Raw genomic sequence first — 19,278 nt, 5'->3', positions numbered from 1 at the left:
TTATTGTTCTTGGCGGTGACTCGATACTAGCAACGGCATCGGGACTGCCGATTATGAAAATCACCAAGCCATGGTGCGATTTTGACTAGAGAGGTCTAGGCTGTGGCGACCGGCTTCAAGGATAAAAACAATGAAAACCCTACCGCCTGTTCACCGCATCGCCTTGCTGTTCAATGGCAGCAAGATCTACGACCGGGGCATCATCACCGGCATCGGCAATTACCTGAGCAGCACGCGCGTGTCCTGGGACCTGTTTCTTGAAGAGGACTTTCTGTGTCGCCTCAAGGGCATCGAACGCTGGCAGGGCGACGGCATCATCGCCGACTTTGACGACCCGCTGATCGGCGAGGCGCTGGCCGACATCAAGCTGCCGGTGGTGGCGGTGGGCGGCTCCTATCAGGATGCGCGTGCCTACCCGAAGGGCATTCCCTATGTCGCCACCGACAACCGTGCGTTGATGAAGCTGGCGTATGAGCATTTGATCGAAGCAGGCCTGCGCCGTTTTGCCTGTTTCAGCCTGCCGGAAGCCCAGGCCAATCGCTGGGCCCAGGAGCGTGAGAAAGCCTTCCGCCGTCTGTTGCAACGCGATGGCCTGCACGTGGAGGTCTACCGCGGTCTAGGCACCAGCGCACCGTTGTGGGACAGCGCCGTGGAACAGCAGATTGCCTGGCTGCACAGTTTGCCCAAGCCCATCGGCATCATTGCCGTCACCGACGCCCGCGCACGGCAGTTGCTGCAAGCCTGCCTCACTGCCGGCATTGCCGTGCCCGAAGAAGTCGCATTGATCGGCATCGACAATGACCCGCTGACTCGCACGCTGACGCGCGTGCCGTTGAGTTCAGTCATCCAGGGCACCGAGACCATGGGCCGCACGGCTGCGGCGCTGCTGCACCAGATGCTGCACGGCAAACCCTGCGCGGGCACACAGATTCTGGTGCCGCCGGATGCGATCAATGTGCAGGCGTCCAGCTTGCATCAACCGTTGGGTAACCCGTACGTGATGCAGGCGCTGTTGTTTATCCGCCAGTACGCTTGCCAGGGCATCAAGACCGCCCAAGTGGCGGCCTATGTTGGCGTTTCGCGCTCCTCCCTCGAATCACACTTTCGCAAGGCGCGCGGCTGCAGCGTGCACGATGAGATCCTGCGCTTCAAACTTGCGGCCGCCGCCAAGGGCCTGGAAAACCAAACCCTGGCGATTGCCGACATCGCGGCGCGCTGCGGCTTCAAATCGGCGCAGTACCTGCACACCGTGTTTCGGCGGGAGTTTGGGTGTACGCCGCGTGAGTATCAGCACACAGCGGCTTCATAATGTCGGCAGACGCGGGGAAAGGGATAAGGACATGCGGTATTACTTACTCAGGCCGGATCACTCAGTGCCGCACAAATGGGTGCTTGGAGACATACGGCACGTTAATAACTGGCACTTCAGTAATCCGCCGCCCAATTACATGGAGCCTGGCACGTACACCCTCGACGTCAGGTTCGAAGGGGTTGAGGTTGATTACGCGCTGGCGGGTTATGGCAGTGTTCCGGTATTGAGCAGAAGAGCACGTGATGCATTAGTGGGCTTGCCGGAGGTGGATAAGCCTTATCACCATCTCGTACTTGAGCCGGTGCACATCGCGAACACGCACGTTGAACAGGACTATTTCGTGATGATCATCGAGACGCAGGTTGAGTGCGTTGATCAACAACGCTCGGAATATCAGCGGTATGCCGTGGATGACCCGGTGCGGCCGGACCGGGCGGGGGATTATCGCGGCTTTACCAGGCTCGTTATTGATCCGGTAAACGTGGGTGGCCGAGATATTTTCAGGCTTAAGCACTATCTGGGTGCAATCATCGTCAGCGAAGAGGTAAAGCGTCGCTTCGAGAGCGCAGGGGTAGTCGGGATGGCGTTTGATTCGGTAAATGGTGACACAACCACTGTGACCTGACAGGCGCGAGACGCAGCTGGCGCTCGCGCCTCGGCCCTTATCCGGTCAGAAAGTGGCCTTCACCTGTAAACCCACTACCAGCGCGTTGTCGATGTTCTCACCGGAAAACGCCCCCGGCTCGATGATGTATTGCACATCCGGGCGCAACGTCAGCCACGGCGTGGCCTGGTAGCCGTAACTGAGTTCGATCAGTTGCTCGGCATTGTTCAGGTTGGGGTAGTCGGTGCCCGCGTTGAACGCCGCCAATTCCTGCACATCCCGACTGCGCGGGTTCGGCACCGCACGGCCATAACCCAGGGCGACGGTGTCGCGCGGGCGGCCTTCGAACGGTTTGTACAGCACCACGCCCGCGCCATACCACTTGCTGAACGGCGAGGCAGCCTCGCTGGCGGCCGAGTATTGGCCGAAGGCGTGCAGCACGCGACCGGCTGATGTGCTGGACGCCCACACGGCCTGGTCGATCAGCAGGTAGTGACCGCCGCGCCCGCTGACTTCTTTGTTGCTACCGATGCGTTTGACGTCGGAGCTGTCGTAGTAGTAACCCAGCTTGTATTCACCCGGCAGCGTGCCCGCGTGTTTGTAGACCAGCTCGATCGGTACCACGGTGCCGGTGGTGCGTTTAGGGTCCAGGTGCCAGGCGCGGCTGGAGTTGCCGTTACTGTCCGGGTCGACATTGAACGCTGCCACGCGCAGTTGCCAGGATGGCGAGAAATCGTATTTCACCCGCGCGCCGAGGCGCGCATTCGGGTAGTTGGTCCAGCCGCTGCCGCCGGACATGTTCAGCGGGTGCCCACAGAAACCGGCGTTCATGAAGTTGCACAGGATGCCGCTGTCGAGGCCGCCGAGGTCATTGCCCATGGCCATGTAGCCCAGCTTGACGTTCAGCGCGGGGGTGAACAGCGTGCTTTCGTAGCTCAATTCGGTGAGGCGCGTGTAGAGGCCGCCGTAGTTCTCCTGGATCGGCAGGCGGTTGCCCACCAGGTCTTCGGAGGCGCTGTTGCCGCGCCGGTCGTTGATGGTCAGCTGGATGCGGTCGCCGTTGTTGAAACCGTAGAGCTTGCCCAGGTCGAACTGCACGCCAAGCTTGATGTTTTGCGAGTACCGCGCCGAACGGTGTTGGCCGCCGTCGGCGTTGTAGGCGGTTTCGCCGCTGTAGTCGCCGGTGAAGCGGATGCCTTGCTCGTCGAGTTCACGGCGCAGGCCGCCCCAGTCGCCGGTCAGGGTGGTGTCGTCGGCTTGCACGGGCAGGGCGGCAGCAAAGGCCAGGCCCAGCACCAGGCGGCCAAGGGGCAGATGAGAAGTGGGGGTCATGCGTGGTTTTCCAGACAAAAAGCGCGGTGCCGGAGGGCGACACCGCGCGAACACGGGTTATGGCAGGGCGTAGGCGATCACGTAGTCGCCACGGTCAGTGGACTGCCGCGCGCCGCCGGCGGTGATGACGATGTATTGCTTGCCGGTTTTCGGCGACACATAGGTCATCGGGCCGCCTTGGCTGCCTACCGGCAGGCGGGCTTTCCAGACTTCATCACCGTTGCCGCTGTTGAAGGCGCGCAGGTAGAAGTCCTGGGTGCCGGCGATAAAGATCAGGCCGCCCTGGGTGGACAGCGTGCCGCCGAGGGTCGGCAGGCCAATCTTGATCGGCAGGTGCATGCGGATGCCCAGCGGGCCGGTGTCTTCAACCGTGCCCACCGGCACTTGCCAGGCGATCTGCTGGGTCTTCATGTCGATGGCGGTCAGGGTGCCGAACGGCGGCGCCTGGCACGGGATGCCGGCCACCGAGAGGAAGCGGTTTTTGTTCACCGCATACGGCGTGCCCTTGAGCGGTACGGCGCCCATGCCGGTGTTCAGCGCTTCGCCACCGGACGAGGCCTGGGCCTTGTTCTGCGACGGGATCATCTGGATCCACAGGCCCAGGCGCATGTCATTGACGAAGATAAAGCCATGCACCGGGTCGGTGGAAATACTGCCCCAGTTCATGCCGCCCAGCGAGCCTGGGAAACTCAGCGATTTATCGGTGCCCGGCGCGGTGTACAGGCCTTCGTAGCGCATGCCCTTGAAGTCGATACGGCACAGCAACTGGTCGTAGGGCGTGGCGCCCCACATGTCCGATTCGTTCAGGGTTTGCGCGCCGATCTGCGGCATGCCCACCGATTTAGGCTGGGTCAACGAGTACGGCTCGTTGGGAATGTTCGCGGCCTTGACCGGCACTTCCTTGACGTCTGTCAGCGGCTTGCCGGTAGCGCGGTCGAGCACGTAGATCTGCCCGGCCTTGGTGCCGATCACTACAGCCGGTACTGCCTTGTCGCTGCCCGGTGGGGTGAAGTCGATCAGGCTCGGCTGCATCGGCAGGTCGAAGTCCCACAGGTCGTTGTGGACGGTCTGGTACACCCACTTTTCTGCGCCGGTGGAGGCGTCCAGCGCCAGCACCGATGCACCGTATTTGTGATTCAGTTGGGTACGTTCAACGCCATAGATATCGGTGGACGAGCTGCCCATCGGCAGGAAGACGGTGTTCATCAGCGGGTCGTACGACATCGGCGCCCAGCTGTTCGGCGTGCTGCGCACGTAGGTGCTGCCCGCGGCTGGCGCTTGTTTGTCTTCGGGGTTGCCCGGGTCGAAGGCCCAGCGCATTTGGCCGGTGATCACGTCGAAACCACGGATCACGCCGCCTGGCATGTCGGTTTGTACGTTGTCGGCGACGCGGCCACCGACGACGACGGTGGTGCCGGCCATCAACGGTGCCGACGACAATTGGTAGTAGCTGTCCGGCACATCGCCCAGGCCGGCTTTGAGGTCCACTTGGCCGTGGGTGCCGAAGTCTTCGCAGAATTTGCCGGTGTCGGCATCCACCGCGATCAGGCGTGCATCAATGGTGTTGGTCAGCAGGCGACGCTGGCACTGGGCACCGGCCGCCACGCTGGCAGCCATGATCGGCGAGCTGTTGGGTTGGGTCGGCTGGGCAATGGGCGCGGTGGCGTCGAAATACGCCATGCCACGGCAACGCTGCCACACCGCCGATTTGGCGTTGACTTCGTTCTTCCACAGCTCTTTGCCGGTGTCGGCGTCCAGTGCGATCAGGTTGTTGTGCGGTGTGCAGATGAACACCTTGTTGCCGATCTGCAGGGGCGTCAGTTGGTCTTCGGCACCGTTGCCGTCGCTGATGGCAACGTCGCCGGTGTGGTAGGTCCACGCCACTTTGAGCTTGTTGACGGTGTCGCGGTTGATCTGGTCCAGCGCGGCAAAACGGCTGCCGCCTTCGGTGTTGCCGTAGTGCGCCCAGTCTTTCTGCGCGTCGGCGGCAGCCACCGGCGTGATGCCCGGGCCTTTACCGGTAGGCGCCACGCTTGGGTGCGCCACGAACATGTTGCCTGCAGCGACGGCCACGCCCACTGCCAATACGGCAGCAATGCCATACGCGCCGCGAGCCGGCTTGCCGGCCAGCAGCGGATACACCAACGCGACCACCACGCCGATCACCGCAAACATGAATAGCCGCGAGAACAGCGGCCAGTACACCAGCCCTACATCCGCCACCGCCCAGACCGCCGTGCCCACCAGAAAGGCGGCGAACAACCACGCGCCAGCCGGGTTGCGTCGCGCGATCAACAGGCCGGAAACGGCCATGGCCACGCCACCGATCAGGAAGTACCAGGAACCGCCCAGGCTGACCAGTTTGGCGCCGCCAACGGCCAGGGCCACGCCGAGCAGGGCAATGATGATGCCCAGGCCCAGCAGGAGATATCGTGAGGCGCCAGCGGCGCGGGATGCTCGTTTCATGTCGACAGGACTCGAAGGTGAGTGACTAAAGGTCGAATGTTAGCAAGATAAGTAACTGGTTAGTACATTCTACTGGGTAATAGTCTGTTACAGGCTTTGGGATGATGGTGTTGCAAACCGCCTTGAAGTGGCAAGCAGGCTTTTGTGTGGCGAGCAGGCTTTGTGTGGTGAGCAGGCTTGTCCTGCGTTGGGCTGCGAAGCGGCCCCAATAAAAACACCGCGGTCTGCCAGCCAGAACGCGGTGTTTGTTTTCAGGACTGCTTCGCAGCCCAACGCAGGGCAAGCCTGCTCGCCACTCTTCATTCCAGGGAGGCGAGAAACTCGGCTACACACGCCATGCACGCTTCACGCTCTTCAACATGCGGCATATGGCTGGACTGCTCGAAAATCTGCCAGCGCACGTCGCGGATGCCGTCGGCAAACGGCTGCACCGTGGCCGGTGTGGCTTCGTCGAAGCGCCCGGAGATCAGCAGCGTGGGCACCTGGATACGCGCCAGGCGATCAATGATCGTCCAGTTGCGCATGCTGCCGATCACGTGGAACTCAGTGGGACCATTCATCGCGTGGTAGACGGTGGGGTCTTCTTCGATGGCGGCATTGGTGCGCTCAACTTCGGCCGGTATCGGTTGGGTACGGCACACATGGCGCGCGTAAAACACTTCCGCCGCGGCGAGGTATTCAGCGGTGTCGGTGGTGCCGGCGGCTTCATGGCGCAGCAAGGTGGCCTGCACCTCGGGCGGCAGCGCTTGGCGCAGTTCATTGGCCGCTTCACACCACAAGTCCATCGAGGCTGGCGAGTTGGCAATAATCAATGCTTTCAAGCCGGCAGGCTGGCGCACCGCGTGCTCGGCGCCGAGCATGCCGCCCCAGGACTGGCCCAGCAGCGCGTAGTCGCTGATCTCAAGGTGCTCGACCAGGTTGTCCAGCTCTGCCAGGAACAGTGCCACGCTCCAGAAATCGACAGAGGCGCCGGGTAAGTGGGTCGAGCGGCCATTGCCGACCTGATCGTAATGCACCACCGCGCGGCCCGTGGCGGCCAGGTCTTTGAAACTGTCGACGTAATCATGGGTGCAGCCCGGGCCGCCGTGGGCGACGATCAAGGGCAGGCGCCCTGAATTCAAGTCGCCGGTGACCCGGAACCACGTCCGATAGCCACGGAAATCGGCATAACCTTCGCGAACCTGCATGTTCTGTACCTCATTGGGATCGATGCGGTACAGGCTAGCCAAAACGGCGCGTCAGGTGCACTGGTAAAAGTGATAGGTTCTCAAACTTCCACCAGCCGGTAATGCAAACCACGCGCCACGGCTTCGACGCGATTGCGCGCACCCAACTTGCGCGCGGCGGCGACCAGGTGCAGGTTGACCGTCGCCTCGGAGCGGTTGAGGGCGGCTGCAATGCACTTGGCCGACAGCCCCTTGGCCGAATGCTGCAGGCACTCGCGCTCGCGCCGGGTGAGGTGAACATGCGTGCAACAGCGCTGCGCCGGTGCCAGCAGTTCGCTGGCCCGGGCCTGGAAGGTGTGCGCCAGTCCCAGCATGTCACCAAGACTTTGCCGGGCCTGCTGCTCGGCTTGCGCCGGGGTGCCGTCGATGATCGCGGTGAGCGTGGCAAAGCCGCCATCCGGCAAGTGCAGCGGCACCGTCAGGCCGGTGCTCAGGCCGTAGTCGCGGACATAGTGGGCCACCGGGCGATGGGCGTCGGTCAGGGCGACGTTCCACGGGGTGTCGCTGCCGAACGACCACACAAACGGCGTGGTTCTGCGCGCGGCGCATTGCTGCACCGGGTCGATCTGGTAATAGCCGCCCGTGCACCACAGGTCGTGCATGTCCAGCGGTGCATTCAGCGCCTTGAACACCGACGGGGTGATCAGCGCGCCTTCATGGCTGACCGGCACTGGCGCAAAGTCGTAGATCAGCGTGTTGAACCCCAACCGGTTGGTCACCGCCTGCACATGCGCCAGGCACGCATCCAGGCTGGTCAGGTGGGCGAGTTGCTCGCTGAATGTCATCAGGTCGGTGTGCATGACGCCTCCGGGCGGTGGGATGCGCGGTTTCTCCAGCAAACGCCATACCAACGGTTGTCATGCGGGCCTTGGCGCATCGCGCGCCGAACCGGCGGTGGCAGGTGAAATGCGCCTGACAAGCACCACCTGCCTTCGTGAGCCTGTTGATGCGCTCAGCCGATGCGCTCGCCACCCAACGCATCGCGCTGCATCGACTGCAGGTTTTTCTCGATGGTTTCGCAGATGCTTTCCATCTGGATCTGGTGCTCGCTGGAGTGAAACGGGCTTTGCAGGTCGGTGCCGATACGCTCGATCGCCAGCAGCATAAAGCCCACCACCGTCGAGGCCAGCGGGGTGAACCAGCCCAGGGACTCCACCAGCCCGACCGGCACGATCAGGCAGAAGAGAGAAATAAACAGCCGTGGAAAATACACGTAAGGGTAGGGCAACGGCGTATTGGCGATGCGCTCCATGCCACCTTGGGCGTTGGACAAGTCCACCAGGGTTGACTCCACTCGCGACAGGCGGATGCTGTCCAGGTGGCCGGCCTTGTACTCTCTGGCCAGCAATGCCGCCGAGCCGGTAAGGATGTCATTGGCGAAGTTGTTGGTCGCACCGTTGCGCGCGAACTCCTCGGCCGGGATGAACGCACGCACCTCGTCGGGGCACGGCTTGCCCCTGAGGTGCGCCGCCAGGCAATTCACATAGGCCACGTGACGGCGCAGCAGCGTGGCTTTGGCCGGGTTCACTTCGCCGTCCGGGTCGTCCAGCAGCGTCAGCACCTGTCGGGCAAAACTGCGTGAGTTATTGACCATCGCGCCCCATAGCGTGCGGGCTTCCCACCAACGGTTGTAAGCGCTGCTGTTGCGAAAACTGATCAGCACCACCAGCGCCGAACCCAGCAAGGTCAACGGCATCAGCGGCAAATTGATCTTGGTGGTGAGAAACAGCATGAAATCCACCGTCACGGCAACATCCCACAGCAACAGCCAGAACAGGGCCCAGCCCACATAGCCCATGGTCTTGATGATCAGACGGTATTTTTTGATGATGGCGGCTTTCAAACGAGGTCCTCGCGGCGAGCGGTAAGCAACAATGCCTTAGCTCGGACGCTGGTTTGGGGGGAAGGTTCGCTGATGACCTGAATCGTTTAAGGCGAGTGCGGTCAATGTTCATAACCCTGAGGAGGCTCTATGAAAATTGGCGTGATTTCCGATACCCACGGCTTGCTGCGGCCTGAGGCGATCGCGGCGCTGCAAGGCTGCGAGCAGATTATCCATGCGGGCGATATCGGCGGGCCGGACATCCTTGAACACCTGGCGCGGATCGCGCCGGTGCATGTGGTGCGCGGCAACAATGATCAGGACGCGGCCTGGGCGCAGCAGGTGCCTGACCATCTGAGCATTGATCTTGACGGCTGGAAAACCCTGGTCGTGCATGACATTGCCGACGTGCCCGCGTTACTCGGCCCGCACACACGGCTGGTGATCAGCGGTCACTCGCACAAACCCTTGATCGCGTGGCGCGGCGCAACGTTGTACGTCAACCCCGGCAGCGCTGGCAGGCGCCGGTTCAAACTGCCGGTGACACTTGCGGTGCTTGAGATCGTTGAGGCGTCGATTGAGTCGCGGCTGATTTCGCTGGTGGACGCTGTTCAGTAGCCGATTGGCTCAATCAAGTGACGCCCGTCGTGCATTTACAACGGGGTCAGCACGTTCATCACCGTGTCCAGCGCCACGCGTGTGTCGTCCAGTTGCACCAGCGAAGCGTGGCGGGCGCCGAGTGCGTCGCGGTTCTGGATCGCCGTGAGGATTGCCTTGTGACGCGGCAGGCTCAGGCCCTGGATGTCCGGGCGGCGGTTGGTGATGTTGATCGACTCGCGCAACGGCAGCGAGAGCATGTTGCACATATAGGCAAGCAGGTCATTGCGGGTGGCGTCGGCAATCGCACGGTGGAAGTCCAGGTCGGCCTGCAGCAGGTCGTCGTGGGTCTTGGCGGTTTCCATGCCCAGGTAGGCTTGTTCGATGGTGGCAATGTCTTCATCGGTGGCGGTGGTCGCGGCCATGGCGGCGATTTCCGGTTCGAGGATGCGCCGCACGCCGGCCAGGGTGTTGAAAAACTCACTGTGAGGCGTGGTCTGCATCAGCCAGGACAACACATCAGGGTCGAGCAAATGCCATTTCAGGCGTGGCCGCACCACCGCGCCCACCCGGGGTTTGGAATACACCAGGCCCTTGGCGCTGAGCACGCGCGTCGCCTCGCGCAACACCGACCGGCTGACCTTGTACTCCTCGCACAGCGTGGCCTCCATGGGCAGGCGTTCTTCGGGTTTGAAGCGACCGGAAACGATGTGCATGCCCAAGTCCTGAACGATCTGGGCATGCATGCTCTTGCGCGGCTTGGACGGCTGGTGATCCATAACGAACGGGAGGCCCTGGCTAAATAGGCGGCATCATAGCATCCCAATTAGTGGGAATGACGGGGGACTTCAGCCCCACGGCAACCCACCAGAAAGTCAAAGTCGCAGCCTTGGTCGGCCTGCAGCACATGGTCGATGTACAGCTGACGGTAGCCGCCGACGATCAGCTTCTGCGGTGGCGGCAGCTCGGCCATGCGTGCCGCCAGCTCTGCGTCGGGGATGTCCAGGTGCAGGCGGCCATTGGCGCAGTCCAGTTCGATCCAGTCGCCTTCCTGCACCGTGGCCAGCGGCCCACCGGCGGCGGCTTCGGGTGCCACGTGCAACACCACCGTGCCGTAAGCGGTGCCGCTCATGCGCGCATCGGAAATACGCACCATGTCGGTCACGCCCTGGGCCAGCAGCTTGGCCGGCAAGCCCATGTTGCCGACTTCAGCCATGCCCGGGTAACCCTTGGGGCCGCAGTTTTTCATGACCAGGATCGAATTGGCATCCACGTCCAGTTCCGGGTCATTGATGCGCGCCTTGTACATGTCGAAGTTCTCGAACACCACCGCGCGGCCGCGATGCTGCATCAACTCGGGGCTGGCGGCCGATGGTTTGAGCACGGCGCCCAACGGCGCCAGGTTGCCGCGCAGCACGCAGATGCCGCCGTCGGCGCGGATCGGGTTGTCGAGGGTCCGGATCACTTCGTCCTGGCCGTAGATCGGCGAGTCCTTGGTGTTCTCGCCCAGGGACTTGCCGTTGACGGTCAGCGCATGCGGATGCGGGATCAGGTTGGCTTCGCCCAATCGGCGCAACACGGCGGGCAGGCCACCGGCATAGTAAAACTCCTCCATCAGGAAACGCCCCGACGGCTGCAGGTCGACAATGGTCGGCACGCCGCGGCCCATGCGCGTCCAGTCATCCAGGTCGAGTTCGACGCCGATGCGCCCCGCGATGGCCTTCAGGTGGATCACCGCATTGGTCGAACCGCCGATGGCCGCGTTCACGCGGATCGCGTTTTCAAACGCTTCCTTGGTGAGGATCTTCGACAGCTTCAAGTCTTCGCGCACCATCTCTACCGCACGCATGCCGGACATATGCGCCAGCACATACCGGCGCGCATCCACCGCCGGGATCGCCGCGTTGTGGGGCAGGGAAGTGCCCAGTGCCTCGGCCATGCAGGCCATGGTGGAGGCCGTGCCCATGGTGTTGCAGGTGCCGGCCGAGCGCGACATGCCGCCTTCGGCCGCGAGGAAATCGTCCAGGGTGATGGTGCCGGCCTTGACCTGTTCGCTGAGCTGCCACACCACCGTGCCCGAGCCGATGTCCTGGCCTTTGTGCTTGCCATTGAGCATCGGCCCGCCGGTGACGACGATGGCCGGCACGTCGCAACTGGCCGCGCCCATCAGCAGCGCCGGGGTGGTTTTGTCGCAGCCGGTGAGCAGCACCACGCCGTCGATGGGGTTGCCGCGAATCGCTTCTTCCACGTCCATGCTCGCCAGGTTGCGCGTGAGCATGGCGGTGGGGCGCAGGTTGGATTCACCATTGGAGAACACCGGGAATTCCACCGGGAAGCCACCGGCCTCGATCACACCACGTTTGACGTGCTCGGCGATCTGGCGGAAGTGCGCGTTGCACGGCGTCAGCTCCGACCAGGTGTTACAGATACCGATGATCGGTTTGCCATGGAACTGATGGTCGGCGATGCCCTGGTTCTTCATCCAGCTGCGGTACATGAAGCCGTTCTTGTCGGCGGTGCCAAACCACTGGGCGGAGCGGAGGGTGGGCTTTTTATCAGGCATGGTGGTCTCTCTTATTGTATGACTATATGTTCTATATACGGCTAAACATAAGCGCAAAATCGAGGCTTTGGAAGAGTTGTTTTGTAAATAGTCATACTATATAGTCGGCTTCAAATGAGGTATCGCCTTGCCTGAATTTGGCCGGCGGTAACCCCGAGCTTCTATAAAAACAACAATCGGAGATCGACCCATGAGCCAGGAACTGCGGCTTATTCGGCGCATCACGCTGAAACTGATTCCCTTCCTGATCCTGCTCTACCTGATCGCCTACGTGGACCGCTCGGCGGTGGGTTTCGCCAAGCTGCACATGGGCGCCGATGTCGGCATTGGCGACGCCGCTTATGGTTTGGGCGCGGGGCTGTTCTTCATTGGCTACTTCCTGTTCGAGATTCCCAGCAACCTGATGCTCGACCGCTTCGGCGCCCGGCGCTGGTTTGCGCGCATCATGCTGACCTGGGGCGCGATCACTATCGGCATGGCCTTCGTGCAGGGGCCGCACAGTTTCTACGTGATGCGCTTTCTGCTCGGCGCGGCGGAGGCGGGGTTCTTTCCGGGCGTGCTGTACTACATCACCCAGTGGTTCCCGGTGCGCCATCGCGGCAAGATCCTCGGGCTGTTCATCCTTTCCCAACCCATTGCGATGATGATCACCGGCCCCGTGTCTGGCGGCTTGCTGGGCATGGACGGCATCCTCGGCCTGCATGGCTGGCAGTGGTTGTTCATCGTCATCGGCACGCCGGCGCTGTTGCTGACCTGGCCGGTGTTGCGCTGGCTGCCGGACGGCCCCCAGCAGGTCAAGTGGATGAGCGAGGACGAGAAATCCTGGCTCACCGGCGAGCTGAATAAAGACCTGCAAGCCTACGGCCAGACCCGCCACGGCAACCCGCTGCATGCGCTGAAAGACAAGCGAGTGCTGCTGCTGGCGCTGTTCTACCTGCCCGTGACCTTGAGCATTTATGGGCTCGGCCTGTGGCTGCCGACGCTGATCAAGCAGTTCGGCGGCAGTGACCTGGTTACCGGTTTCGTCTCGGCGGTGCCGTATATTTTCGGCATTCTCGGCCTGCTGATCATTCCGCGCAGCTCCGACCGTTTGAATGATCGCTACGGCCATCTCGCGGTGCTGTATGTGCTGGGCGCCATCGGGCTGTTCTTGAGTGCCTGGCTGAGCTTGCCGGTGCTGCAAATAGCCGCATTGTGCCTGGCGGCGTTCGCGCTGTTCTCCTGCACGGCGGTGTTCTGGACCCTGCCGGGGCGCTTTTTCGCCGGCGCCAGTGCGGCGGCGGGCATTGCGCTGATCAACTCGGTGGGCAACCTCGGCGGCTATATCGGCCCGTTCGTGATCGGCGCGCTCAAGGAGTACACCGGCAACCTGGCCTCGGGCTTGTACTTCCTGTCGGGTGTGATGGTATTCGGGTTACTGCTGACCGGCGTGGTGTACCGCGTGCTGGAACGCAAGCACGTGCTGCCCACCGAGCAATTTGCCGCCAGCGCCCGGGGTGCCACGCGGACTTAATCAAGGAGACATTTCATGCGTTTAGTTCAGTTTGAGTTACGCAACGGTGAGCGCCGTGTCGGCGTAGTAGAAGGCACCAAGCTGCGCGAAGTGCAGACGGCCCGCAGCGTGCGTGAACTGGCGTTGGCGGCCATCGAGGCGGGCGTCAAATTGGCGCAGCAGGTCGACAAGCTGGGCCTGGGCGACAGCTACGATTACCGCGCATTGCTGGCTGACCTGAAAATCCTGCCGCCGCTCGATCACCCGGACCCGGCCCACATGTTGATCAGCGGCACCGGCCTGACCCACCTGGGCAGCGCCTCGGCGCGGGACAAGATGCACCAGCAGGCCGGCGACGACAGTGCGATGACCGACACCCTGCGCATCTTCAAATGGGGCGTGGAGGGCGGCAAGCCCGCGTCTGGCCAAGCGGGTGTGCAACCGGAGTGGTTCTACAAAGGCGACGGCAGCATCGTGGTACGCCCGGGCCAGGCTTTCCCGGTGCCGCCGTTTGCCGAAGACGCCGGTGAAGAGCCGGAAATCGGTGGCCTCTACGTGATCGGCCACGACGGCAAACCCTATCGACTGGGCTTCGCCATGGGCAACGAGTTCTCTGATCACGTGATGGAGCGCAAAAACTACCTGTACCTGGCCCACTCCAAGTTGCGCAGTTGCAGCTATGGTCCGGAGTTACGCGTAGGCGAGTTGCCGCAGCACCTGGCGGGCACCAGCCGCATCCTGCGTGACGGCAAAGTGATCTGGCAAAACGAATTCCTCAGTGGCGAGGCCAATATGTGCCACAGCCTCGAAAACCTTGAGTATCACCACTTCAAATACAGTCAATTCCTCACACCGGGTGACGTGCACGTGCATTTCTTCGGCACTGCTACCTTGTCATTTGCCGACGGTATACGTACTGAACCGGGCGATGTGTTCGAGATCAGCCAGGCCGAATTCGGCGCGCCGCTGGTCAACACGGTCGGCAAGGCCGACGCGGTGTTCGAGCCCGGCAATGTCATCACCCTTTAAGGAGATCAACATGACCCAATTCCTCGGCCACAACTACATCGGCGGCCAGCGCAGCGCCCTCGGCAGCGTGACCCTGCACAGTGTCGATGCCAGCACCGGCGAAGCCTTGCCGCAGGATTTTTTCCAGGCCACCCCCGAAGAAGTCGACGCCGCCGCCACGGCGGCCGCCGCGGCTTACCCGGCATACCGCGCGTTGAGTGCCTCGCGGCGCGCGCAGTTTCTCGACGCAATAGCCGACGAGCTGGACGCGCTGAGCGATAACTTCATCGCGCTGGTGTGCCGCGAAACGGCACTGCCCGCCGCGCGTATCAAAGGCGAACGCGGGCGCACCAGCGGCCAGATGCGCCTGTTTGCCACCGTGCTGCGGCGTGGCGATTTCTACGGTGCACGCATCGACAAAGCCTTGCCCGAGCGTCAGCCGTTGCCGCGTCCGGACCTGCGCCAATACCGCATTGGCCTGGGCCCGGTTGCAGTGTTTGGCGCGAGCAACTTTCCGCTGGCATTTTCCACCGCCGGTGGCGACATCGCAGCGGCGCTGGCGGCGGGTTGCCCGGTGGTGTTCAAGGCCCACAGTGGGCACATGGCTACGGCTGAGCAGGTCGCCGATGCAATCCTGCGCGCGGCCCAGGCCACCGAAATGCCGGCGGGCGTGTTCAATATGATCTTCGGCGGCGGCGTCGGTGAGGCGCTGGTCAAGCACCCGGCGATCCAGGCGGTGGGTTTTACCGGCTCGCTCAAGGGCGGTCGCGCCTTGTGCGACATGGCCGCAGCCCGGCCGCAGCCGATCCCGGTGTTTGCCGAGATGTCGAGCATCAACCCGGTGATCGTATTGCCGCAGGCATTGCAGGCGCGGGCGCACACCATCGCCCGCGACCTGACGGCCTCGGTGGTGCAAGGCTGTGGTCAGTTCTGCACCAATCCAGGCCTGGTGATCGGCATCGCATCACCGCAGTTCAGCGCATTCACCCAGCAGGTGGCCAGCCTGATCAATGATCAGCCCGCGCAAACCATGCTCAACGCCGGCACCTTGAGCAGCTATGGCAAAGGCCTTGAAAAGCTGCTCGCGCACCCGGGCATCCAGCATCTGGCGGGCAGCGCTCAAGCAGGCAACCAGGCGCAGCCGCAGCTGTTCAAGGCCGACGCCCGCCTGCTGATCGACGGCGATGAAGTGCTGCAGGAAGAGGTGTTCGGCCCGACCACGGTGGTGGTTGAAGTGGCTGATCAAGCCCAACTCAGCGCCGCCTTGCAAGGGCTGCACGGCCAACTGACGGCGACGATTATCGGCGAGCCGGCCGACTTTGAGCAGTTCACCGAACTGACGCCGTTGCTGGAACAAAAAGTCGGCCGCATCCTGCTCAATGGCTACCCTACCGGCGTTGAAGTCTGCGACGCGATGGTCCACGGCGGGCCCTATCCGGCCACCTCGGACGCGCGCGGCACCTCGGTCGGTACCTTGGCCATCGACCGCTTTCTGCGTCCCGTGTGCTTCCAGAATTACCCTGATAGCCTGCTGCCCGACGCGTTGAAAAACGCCAACCCGTTGCGCATCCAGCGGCTGGTCGATGGCACGCCATCGCGCGAGCCGCTGTAAAAAACAGGAGGTCACATGCCGTTTAATGCCGTTACCGCACACCGTGCACAGTTGGGCGAAGGCCCGTTTTGGGATGCGCCGACCCAGGCGCTGTATTGGGTCAATATCATCGGCAAACAGGCGTTGCGCCTGATGGACGGGCAGTTGCAGATCTGGCAGCTGCCCGAGCACGTCTCGGCGTTTATTCCCTGTGAAAGCGGCGATGCGCTTGTGACCTTGAGCAGCGGCGTATACCGGCTCGACCTGGCGACCGAAGCGCTGACGCTGCTGTGTGTGGCCGACCCGCAACCCGGCAACCGTGGCAATGAAGCGCGCTGCGATGCCCAGGGCCGCCTGTGGCTGGGCACCATGCAGAACAACATTGGCGAGCGGGGCGAAGACCTGCCGATCACGCGACGTTCCGGTGGCCTGTTTCGCATCGATGCCGATGCGCAGGTCACGCCGCTGCTGCGCGGCCTGGGCATTCCCAACACCTTGCTGTGGAGCGAGGACGGCAGCCAGGTGCATTTCGGCGACAGTCTGGACGGCACGCTCTACCGGCACGTGATCCAGGAGGGCGGCCAACTCGACCCGGCGCACGTCTGGTTTGGCCCGCATCCACGCGGAGGGCCGGACGGCTCGGCGATGGACAGTCAGGGTTATGTCTGGAATGCACGCTGGGACGGCAGTTGCCTGCTGCGCCTGACGCCCGACGGCGCAGTGGACCGCGTCATCGAACTGCCCGTCAGCCGCCCCACCAGTTGTGTTTTTGGTGGGCCGACTCTCACCACGCTCTATATCACCAGCGCCGCCAGCCCGTTGGATCACCCCCTGGATGGCGCGGTATTGGCCATCGAGGTCGATGTGCCCGGCACACCCTGTCACCGCTTTGCCGGTTAAATCCTGACATTCAAAAACAACAACAAGGAGTCACCCGTATGAATCGTCGTCGTGGTTTGCGTTCCCTGTGCTGCGCCGCTGTGGCGGTGTCAGCCCTGAGCCTGAGCGGCCTGTTGCTGGCTGCTGAAGAAGTGAAGATCGGTTTTCTGGTCAAGCAGGCTGAAGAGCCGTGGTTCCAGACCGAATGGGCGTTTGCCGAAAAGGCCGGCAAGGAACATGGTTTTACCGTGATCAAGATCGCCGTGCCCGATGGCGAGAAAACCCTGGCGGCCATCGACAGCCTGGCGGCCAACGGCGCCAAGGGCTTTGTGATCTGCCCGCCGGACGTGTCCCTCGGCCCGGCCATCGTCGCCAAGGCCCGCGTCAACGGCCTGAAAGTGATTGCCGTGGACGATCGCTTTGTCGATGCCAAGGGCAACTTCATGGAGGACGTGCCATATCTGGGCATGGCCGCTTTTGAAGTCGGCCAGAAGCAGGGCGCGGCAATGGCGGCTGAAGCGAAAAAACGCGGTTGGGACTGGAAGGACACTTATGCGGTGATCAACACCTTCAACGAACTCGACACCGGTAAAAAGCGTACCGACGGCTCGGTCAAATCCCTGGAAGATGCAGGCTTTCCCAAGGATCACATCCTGTTCACCGCCGCCAAGACCCTCGACGTCCCGGGCAGCATGGACGCCACCAACTCGGCTCTGGTCAAGCTGCCCAGCGGTGCGAAAAACCTGATCATCGGCGGCATGAACGACAACACGGTGCTCGGCGGCGTACGCGCTACCGAAACCGCCGGCTTTGCCGCAGCCAATGTGATCGGCATCGGCATCAATGGCACCGACGCCATCGGCGAATTGAAGAAAGCCAACAGCGGCTTCTTCGGCTCAATGCTGCCCAGCCCGCACATCGAAGGCTACAACACCGCGAAGATGATGTTCGACTGGGTCACCACCGGCAAGGAACCACCGAAGTACACCGCCATGGATGAAGTGACGCTGATCACCCGCGAGAACTTCAAGCAGGAACTGGAAAAAATCGGCCTCTGGAACTGAGCAGTGGCCAAACCGATGAACCACTGCTGAGCCATGCTCAGTGAGCACTGAATGTGGGAGCGGGCTTGCTCGCGAAAGTGGAGTGTCAGTCACTGCGTCTGGCACTGAACCACCGCTTTCGCGAGCAAGCCTGCTCCCTCAGTTCAATCGGCGGAGAACTTGAACACGGTGTTCTGGGTGTAGGTCTGCCCAGGGTTCAACCGGGTCGATGCAAATGTTGGCTGGTTGGGTGCGTCCGGAAAGTGCTGGGTTTCCAGGGTAAACGCGCTCCAGTGCGCATACGCCTTGCCGGCCTTGCCCTTCACCGTGCCATCCAGGAAGTTGCTGGTATAGAACTGCACGCCGGGCTCGGTGGTGTAGAGCTGCAAACGTCGGCCGGAGGCGGGGTCGTGTACGTCGGCGGCGAGTTGCTTGATATCGCCTTTGGTATCCAGCGCCCAGTTGAAGTCAAACCCACCCTGTTTGGGCTCGGCGAACTTGAGCTGCGGATGGTCGTCCTTGATGTGCTGGCCGATCGGCGTGGGTTTGAGGAAATCCATCGGCGTGCCTTTGACCGGAGCCAGTTCGCCGGTCGGAATCAACGTGGCATTTACCGGTGTGTAGTGGCTGGCATGCAAGGTCGCCACTTGCTTGAGGATGTCGCCATTGCCTGCGCCGGCGAGGTTGAAGTAGCTGTGGTTGGTGAGGTTCAGCACCGTCGGTTTGTCGGTGGTGGCCTTGTAGTCGATGTGCAGTTCGTTTTTATCGTTGAGGCTGTAGGTGACCTCGGTCTTCAGGTTGCCGGGGAAGCCCATTTCACCGTCCTTGGACAGGTAGCTCAGCTTCACGCCGACCGAATCCTTGCCCTTGACCGGTTCGGCCTGCCACACGTGCTTGTCGAAACCCTGGGCACCGCCGTGCAGCGAGTTGGGGCCATCGTTGAGCGGTACCTGGTAACGCTTGCCATCGAGTTCGAACGCCCCGGCGGCCAGACGGTTGCCGAAGCGGCCGATGCTCGCGCCGAAAAAGGCCGTACCGCTCTGATAGCCCTGCACGTCGTCGAAACCGAGTACCACGTCATCGACCTTGCCGTTTTTATCCGGCACTTTCAGCGACTGCAAGACGCCGCCGTAAGTGATTACCGTGGCTTGCATGCCATGGCTGTTGCGCAAGATATATTGCTCGACGGCGGTGCCGTCGTTGGTTTTGCCGAAAGGCTTGTGTTCACTGCTAAGCCCGGCGGCCTGGGCGCCACCGCTGGCAACCAGCATGGACAAGGCGAGGCCTGAAAGCAGGTGTCGAGGGTGCTTCATGGTCGAACTTCCTTTTGTTGTTTTCAGTGG

At 62.3% G+C, this 19,278-nt stretch carries 16 protein-coding genes; 8 read left to right on the top strand and 8 right to left on the bottom strand.

What is annotated here, in order from left to right; genetic code table 11:
• Positions 1 to 130 precede the first annotated feature (130 nt).
• Both ABWL43_RS16880 and ABWL43_RS16875 read left to right on the top strand, forming a co-directional pair.
• On the top strand, positions 131 to 1,309 hold the full coding sequence (locus ABWL43_RS16880) for a XylR family transcriptional regulator (protein WP_145164819.1): 1,179 nt from the start codon (positions 131 to 133) through the stop codon (positions 1,307 to 1,309).
• A gap of 31 nt (positions 1,310 to 1,340) precedes the next feature.
• Positions 1,341 to 1,937: an imm11 family protein gene (locus tag ABWL43_RS16875; protein WP_262207295.1), complete on the top strand. Its 597-nt coding sequence runs from the start codon at positions 1,341 to 1,343 to the stop codon at positions 1,935 to 1,937.
• Between the two features lie 45 nt (positions 1,938 to 1,982).
• On the opposite strand, the gene ABWL43_RS16870 is transcribed toward ABWL43_RS16875, so the two are convergent.
• The 5 genes from ABWL43_RS16870 to ABWL43_RS16850 all read right to left on the bottom strand — a co-directional run bounded on the left by ABWL43_RS16870 (position 1,983) and on the right by ABWL43_RS16850 (position 8,783).
• Positions 1,983 to 3,248 carry a carbohydrate porin gene (locus ABWL43_RS16870; protein WP_404483205.1) on the bottom strand — a complete coding sequence of 422 codons (1,266 nt, stop codon included), beginning with the start codon at positions 3,246 to 3,248 and terminating at the stop codon, positions 1,983 to 1,985.
• Positions 3,249 to 3,305: 57 nt separating this feature from the next.
• The gene (locus ABWL43_RS16865) at positions 3,306 to 5,714 is read right to left on the bottom strand and encodes a glucose/quinate/shikimate family membrane-bound PQQ-dependent dehydrogenase (protein WP_404483203.1); all 2,409 of its coding nucleotides are present in this window, start codon (positions 5,712 to 5,714) and stop codon (positions 3,306 to 3,308) included.
• A gap of 299 nt (positions 5,715 to 6,013) precedes the next feature.
• Positions 6,014 to 6,901 (bottom strand): proline iminopeptidase-family hydrolase, encoded by an 888-nt coding sequence (locus ABWL43_RS16860; protein ID WP_404483201.1) that lies wholly within the window; start codon positions 6,899 to 6,901, stop codon positions 6,014 to 6,016.
• Positions 6,902 to 6,981: 80 nt separating this feature from the next.
• Positions 6,982 to 7,740: a LuxR family transcriptional regulator gene (locus ABWL43_RS16855; protein ID WP_145164830.1), complete on the bottom strand. Its 759-nt coding sequence runs from the start codon at positions 7,738 to 7,740 to the stop codon at positions 6,982 to 6,984.
• 152 nt (positions 7,741 to 7,892) lie between these two features.
• Entirely contained in the window at positions 7,893 to 8,783 is an 891-nt protein-coding gene (locus tag ABWL43_RS16850) for a bestrophin family protein (RefSeq protein ID WP_145164832.1), read from the bottom strand.
• 129 nt (positions 8,784 to 8,912) lie between these two features.
• Between ABWL43_RS16850 and ABWL43_RS16845 the strand changes: the two genes are divergently transcribed.
• Positions 8,913 to 9,380: a metallophosphoesterase family protein gene (locus tag ABWL43_RS16845; protein ID WP_404483198.1), complete on the top strand. Its 468-nt coding sequence runs from the start codon at positions 8,913 to 8,915 to the stop codon at positions 9,378 to 9,380.
• 35 nt (positions 9,381 to 9,415) lie between these two features.
• Here ABWL43_RS16845 and ABWL43_RS16840 read toward each other — a convergent pair whose 3' ends face one another.
• The gene (locus ABWL43_RS16840) at positions 9,416 to 10,138 is read right to left on the bottom strand and encodes a FadR/GntR family transcriptional regulator (RefSeq protein ID WP_145164836.1); all 723 of its coding nucleotides are present in this window, start codon (positions 10,136 to 10,138) and stop codon (positions 9,416 to 9,418) included.
• A gap of 47 nt (positions 10,139 to 10,185) precedes the next feature.
• Positions 10,186 to 11,922, bottom strand: a complete 1,737-nt coding sequence (locus ABWL43_RS16835) for an IlvD/Edd family dehydratase (RefSeq protein ID WP_262207283.1) — start codon at positions 11,920 to 11,922, stop codon at positions 10,186 to 10,188.
• Between the two features lie 190 nt (positions 11,923 to 12,112).
• On the opposite strand from ABWL43_RS16835, the gene ABWL43_RS16830 reads away from it, so the two are divergent.
• From ABWL43_RS16830 to ABWL43_RS16810, 5 genes are read left to right on the top strand one after another with little or no spacing between them, the layout of a single operon-like run.
• Entirely contained in the window at positions 12,113 to 13,435 is a 1,323-nt protein-coding gene (locus ABWL43_RS16830) for an MFS transporter (protein ID WP_404483196.1), read from the top strand.
• A 15-nt stretch (positions 13,436 to 13,450) separates the two neighbouring features.
• Positions 13,451 to 14,443 (top strand): AraD1 family protein, encoded by a 993-nt coding sequence (gene araD1 / locus ABWL43_RS16825; RefSeq protein ID WP_404483194.1) that lies wholly within the window; start codon positions 13,451 to 13,453, stop codon positions 14,441 to 14,443.
• Positions 14,444 to 14,453: 10 nt separating this feature from the next.
• A complete protein-coding gene (locus ABWL43_RS16820) occupies positions 14,454 to 16,034 on the top strand; it encodes an aldehyde dehydrogenase (NADP(+)) (RefSeq protein WP_404483192.1) in 1,581 nt (526 codons plus the stop codon).
• Positions 16,035 to 16,049: 15 nt separating this feature from the next.
• On the top strand, positions 16,050 to 16,913 hold the full coding sequence (locus ABWL43_RS16815) for an SMP-30/gluconolactonase/LRE family protein (protein WP_404483190.1): 864 nt from the start codon (positions 16,050 to 16,052) through the stop codon (positions 16,911 to 16,913).
• Between the two features lie 38 nt (positions 16,914 to 16,951).
• Positions 16,952 to 17,956 (top strand): substrate-binding domain-containing protein, encoded by a 1,005-nt coding sequence (locus ABWL43_RS16810; RefSeq protein WP_242198523.1) that lies wholly within the window; start codon positions 16,952 to 16,954, stop codon positions 17,954 to 17,956.
• A 143-nt stretch (positions 17,957 to 18,099) separates the two neighbouring features.
• Here ABWL43_RS16810 and ABWL43_RS16805 read toward each other — a convergent pair whose 3' ends face one another.
• Positions 18,100 to 19,248, bottom strand: coding sequence for an aldose epimerase family protein (locus tag ABWL43_RS16805; RefSeq protein WP_369302977.1), 1,149 nt, complete (start codon positions 19,246 to 19,248; stop codon positions 18,100 to 18,102).
• Between the last annotated feature and the right edge of the window lie 30 nt (positions 19,249 to 19,278).

Source organism: Pseudomonas sp. HT11 (assembly GCF_044875395.1).
Lineage (GTDB): Bacteria > Pseudomonadota > Gammaproteobacteria > Pseudomonadales > Pseudomonadaceae > Aquipseudomonas.
The sequence above is the reverse complement of the archived record's forward strand: the minus strand, read 5'-3'. Positions and strand labels throughout refer to the sequence as shown.

Excerpts from the sequence above, each read along its gene's own strand:
- ABWL43_RS16880 (WP_145164819.1), top strand. The coding sequence starts at position 131 with ATGAAAACCCTACCGCCTGTTCACCGCATCGCCTTGCTGTTCAATGGC.
- ABWL43_RS16875 (WP_262207295.1), top strand. The coding sequence starts at position 1,341 with ATGCGGTATTACTTACTCAGGCCGGATCACTCAGTGCCGCACAAATGG.
- ABWL43_RS16870 (WP_404483205.1), bottom strand. The coding sequence starts at position 3,248 with ATGACCCCCACTTCTCATCTGCCCCTTGGCCGCCTGGTGCTGGGCCTG.
- ABWL43_RS16865 (WP_404483203.1), bottom strand. The coding sequence starts at position 5,714 with ATGAAACGAGCATCCCGCGCCGCTGGCGCCTCACGATATCTCCTGCTG.
- ABWL43_RS16860 (WP_404483201.1), bottom strand. The coding sequence starts at position 6,901 with ATGCAGGTTCGCGAAGGTTATGCCGATTTCCGTGGCTATCGGACGTGG.
- ABWL43_RS16855 (WP_145164830.1), bottom strand. The coding sequence starts at position 7,740 with ATGCACACCGACCTGATGACATTCAGCGAGCAACTCGCCCACCTGACC.
- ABWL43_RS16845 (WP_404483198.1), top strand. The coding sequence starts at position 8,913 with ATGAAAATTGGCGTGATTTCCGATACCCACGGCTTGCTGCGGCCTGAG.
- ABWL43_RS16840 (WP_145164836.1), bottom strand. The coding sequence starts at position 10,138 with ATGGATCACCAGCCGTCCAAGCCGCGCAAGAGCATGCATGCCCAGATC.
- ABWL43_RS16835 (WP_262207283.1), bottom strand. The coding sequence starts at position 11,922 with ATGCCTGATAAAAAGCCCACCCTCCGCTCCGCCCAGTGGTTTGGCACC.
- ABWL43_RS16830 (WP_404483196.1), top strand. The coding sequence starts at position 12,113 with ATGAGCCAGGAACTGCGGCTTATTCGGCGCATCACGCTGAAACTGATT.
- araD1 (WP_404483194.1), top strand. The coding sequence starts at position 13,451 with ATGCGTTTAGTTCAGTTTGAGTTACGCAACGGTGAGCGCCGTGTCGGC.
- ABWL43_RS16820 (WP_404483192.1), top strand. The coding sequence starts at position 14,454 with ATGACCCAATTCCTCGGCCACAACTACATCGGCGGCCAGCGCAGCGCC.
- ABWL43_RS16815 (WP_404483190.1), top strand. The coding sequence starts at position 16,050 with ATGCCGTTTAATGCCGTTACCGCACACCGTGCACAGTTGGGCGAAGGC.
- ABWL43_RS16810 (WP_242198523.1), top strand. The coding sequence starts at position 16,952 with ATGAATCGTCGTCGTGGTTTGCGTTCCCTGTGCTGCGCCGCTGTGGCG.
- ABWL43_RS16805 (WP_369302977.1), bottom strand. The coding sequence starts at position 19,248 with ATGAAGCACCCTCGACACCTGCTTTCAGGCCTCGCCTTGTCCATGCTG.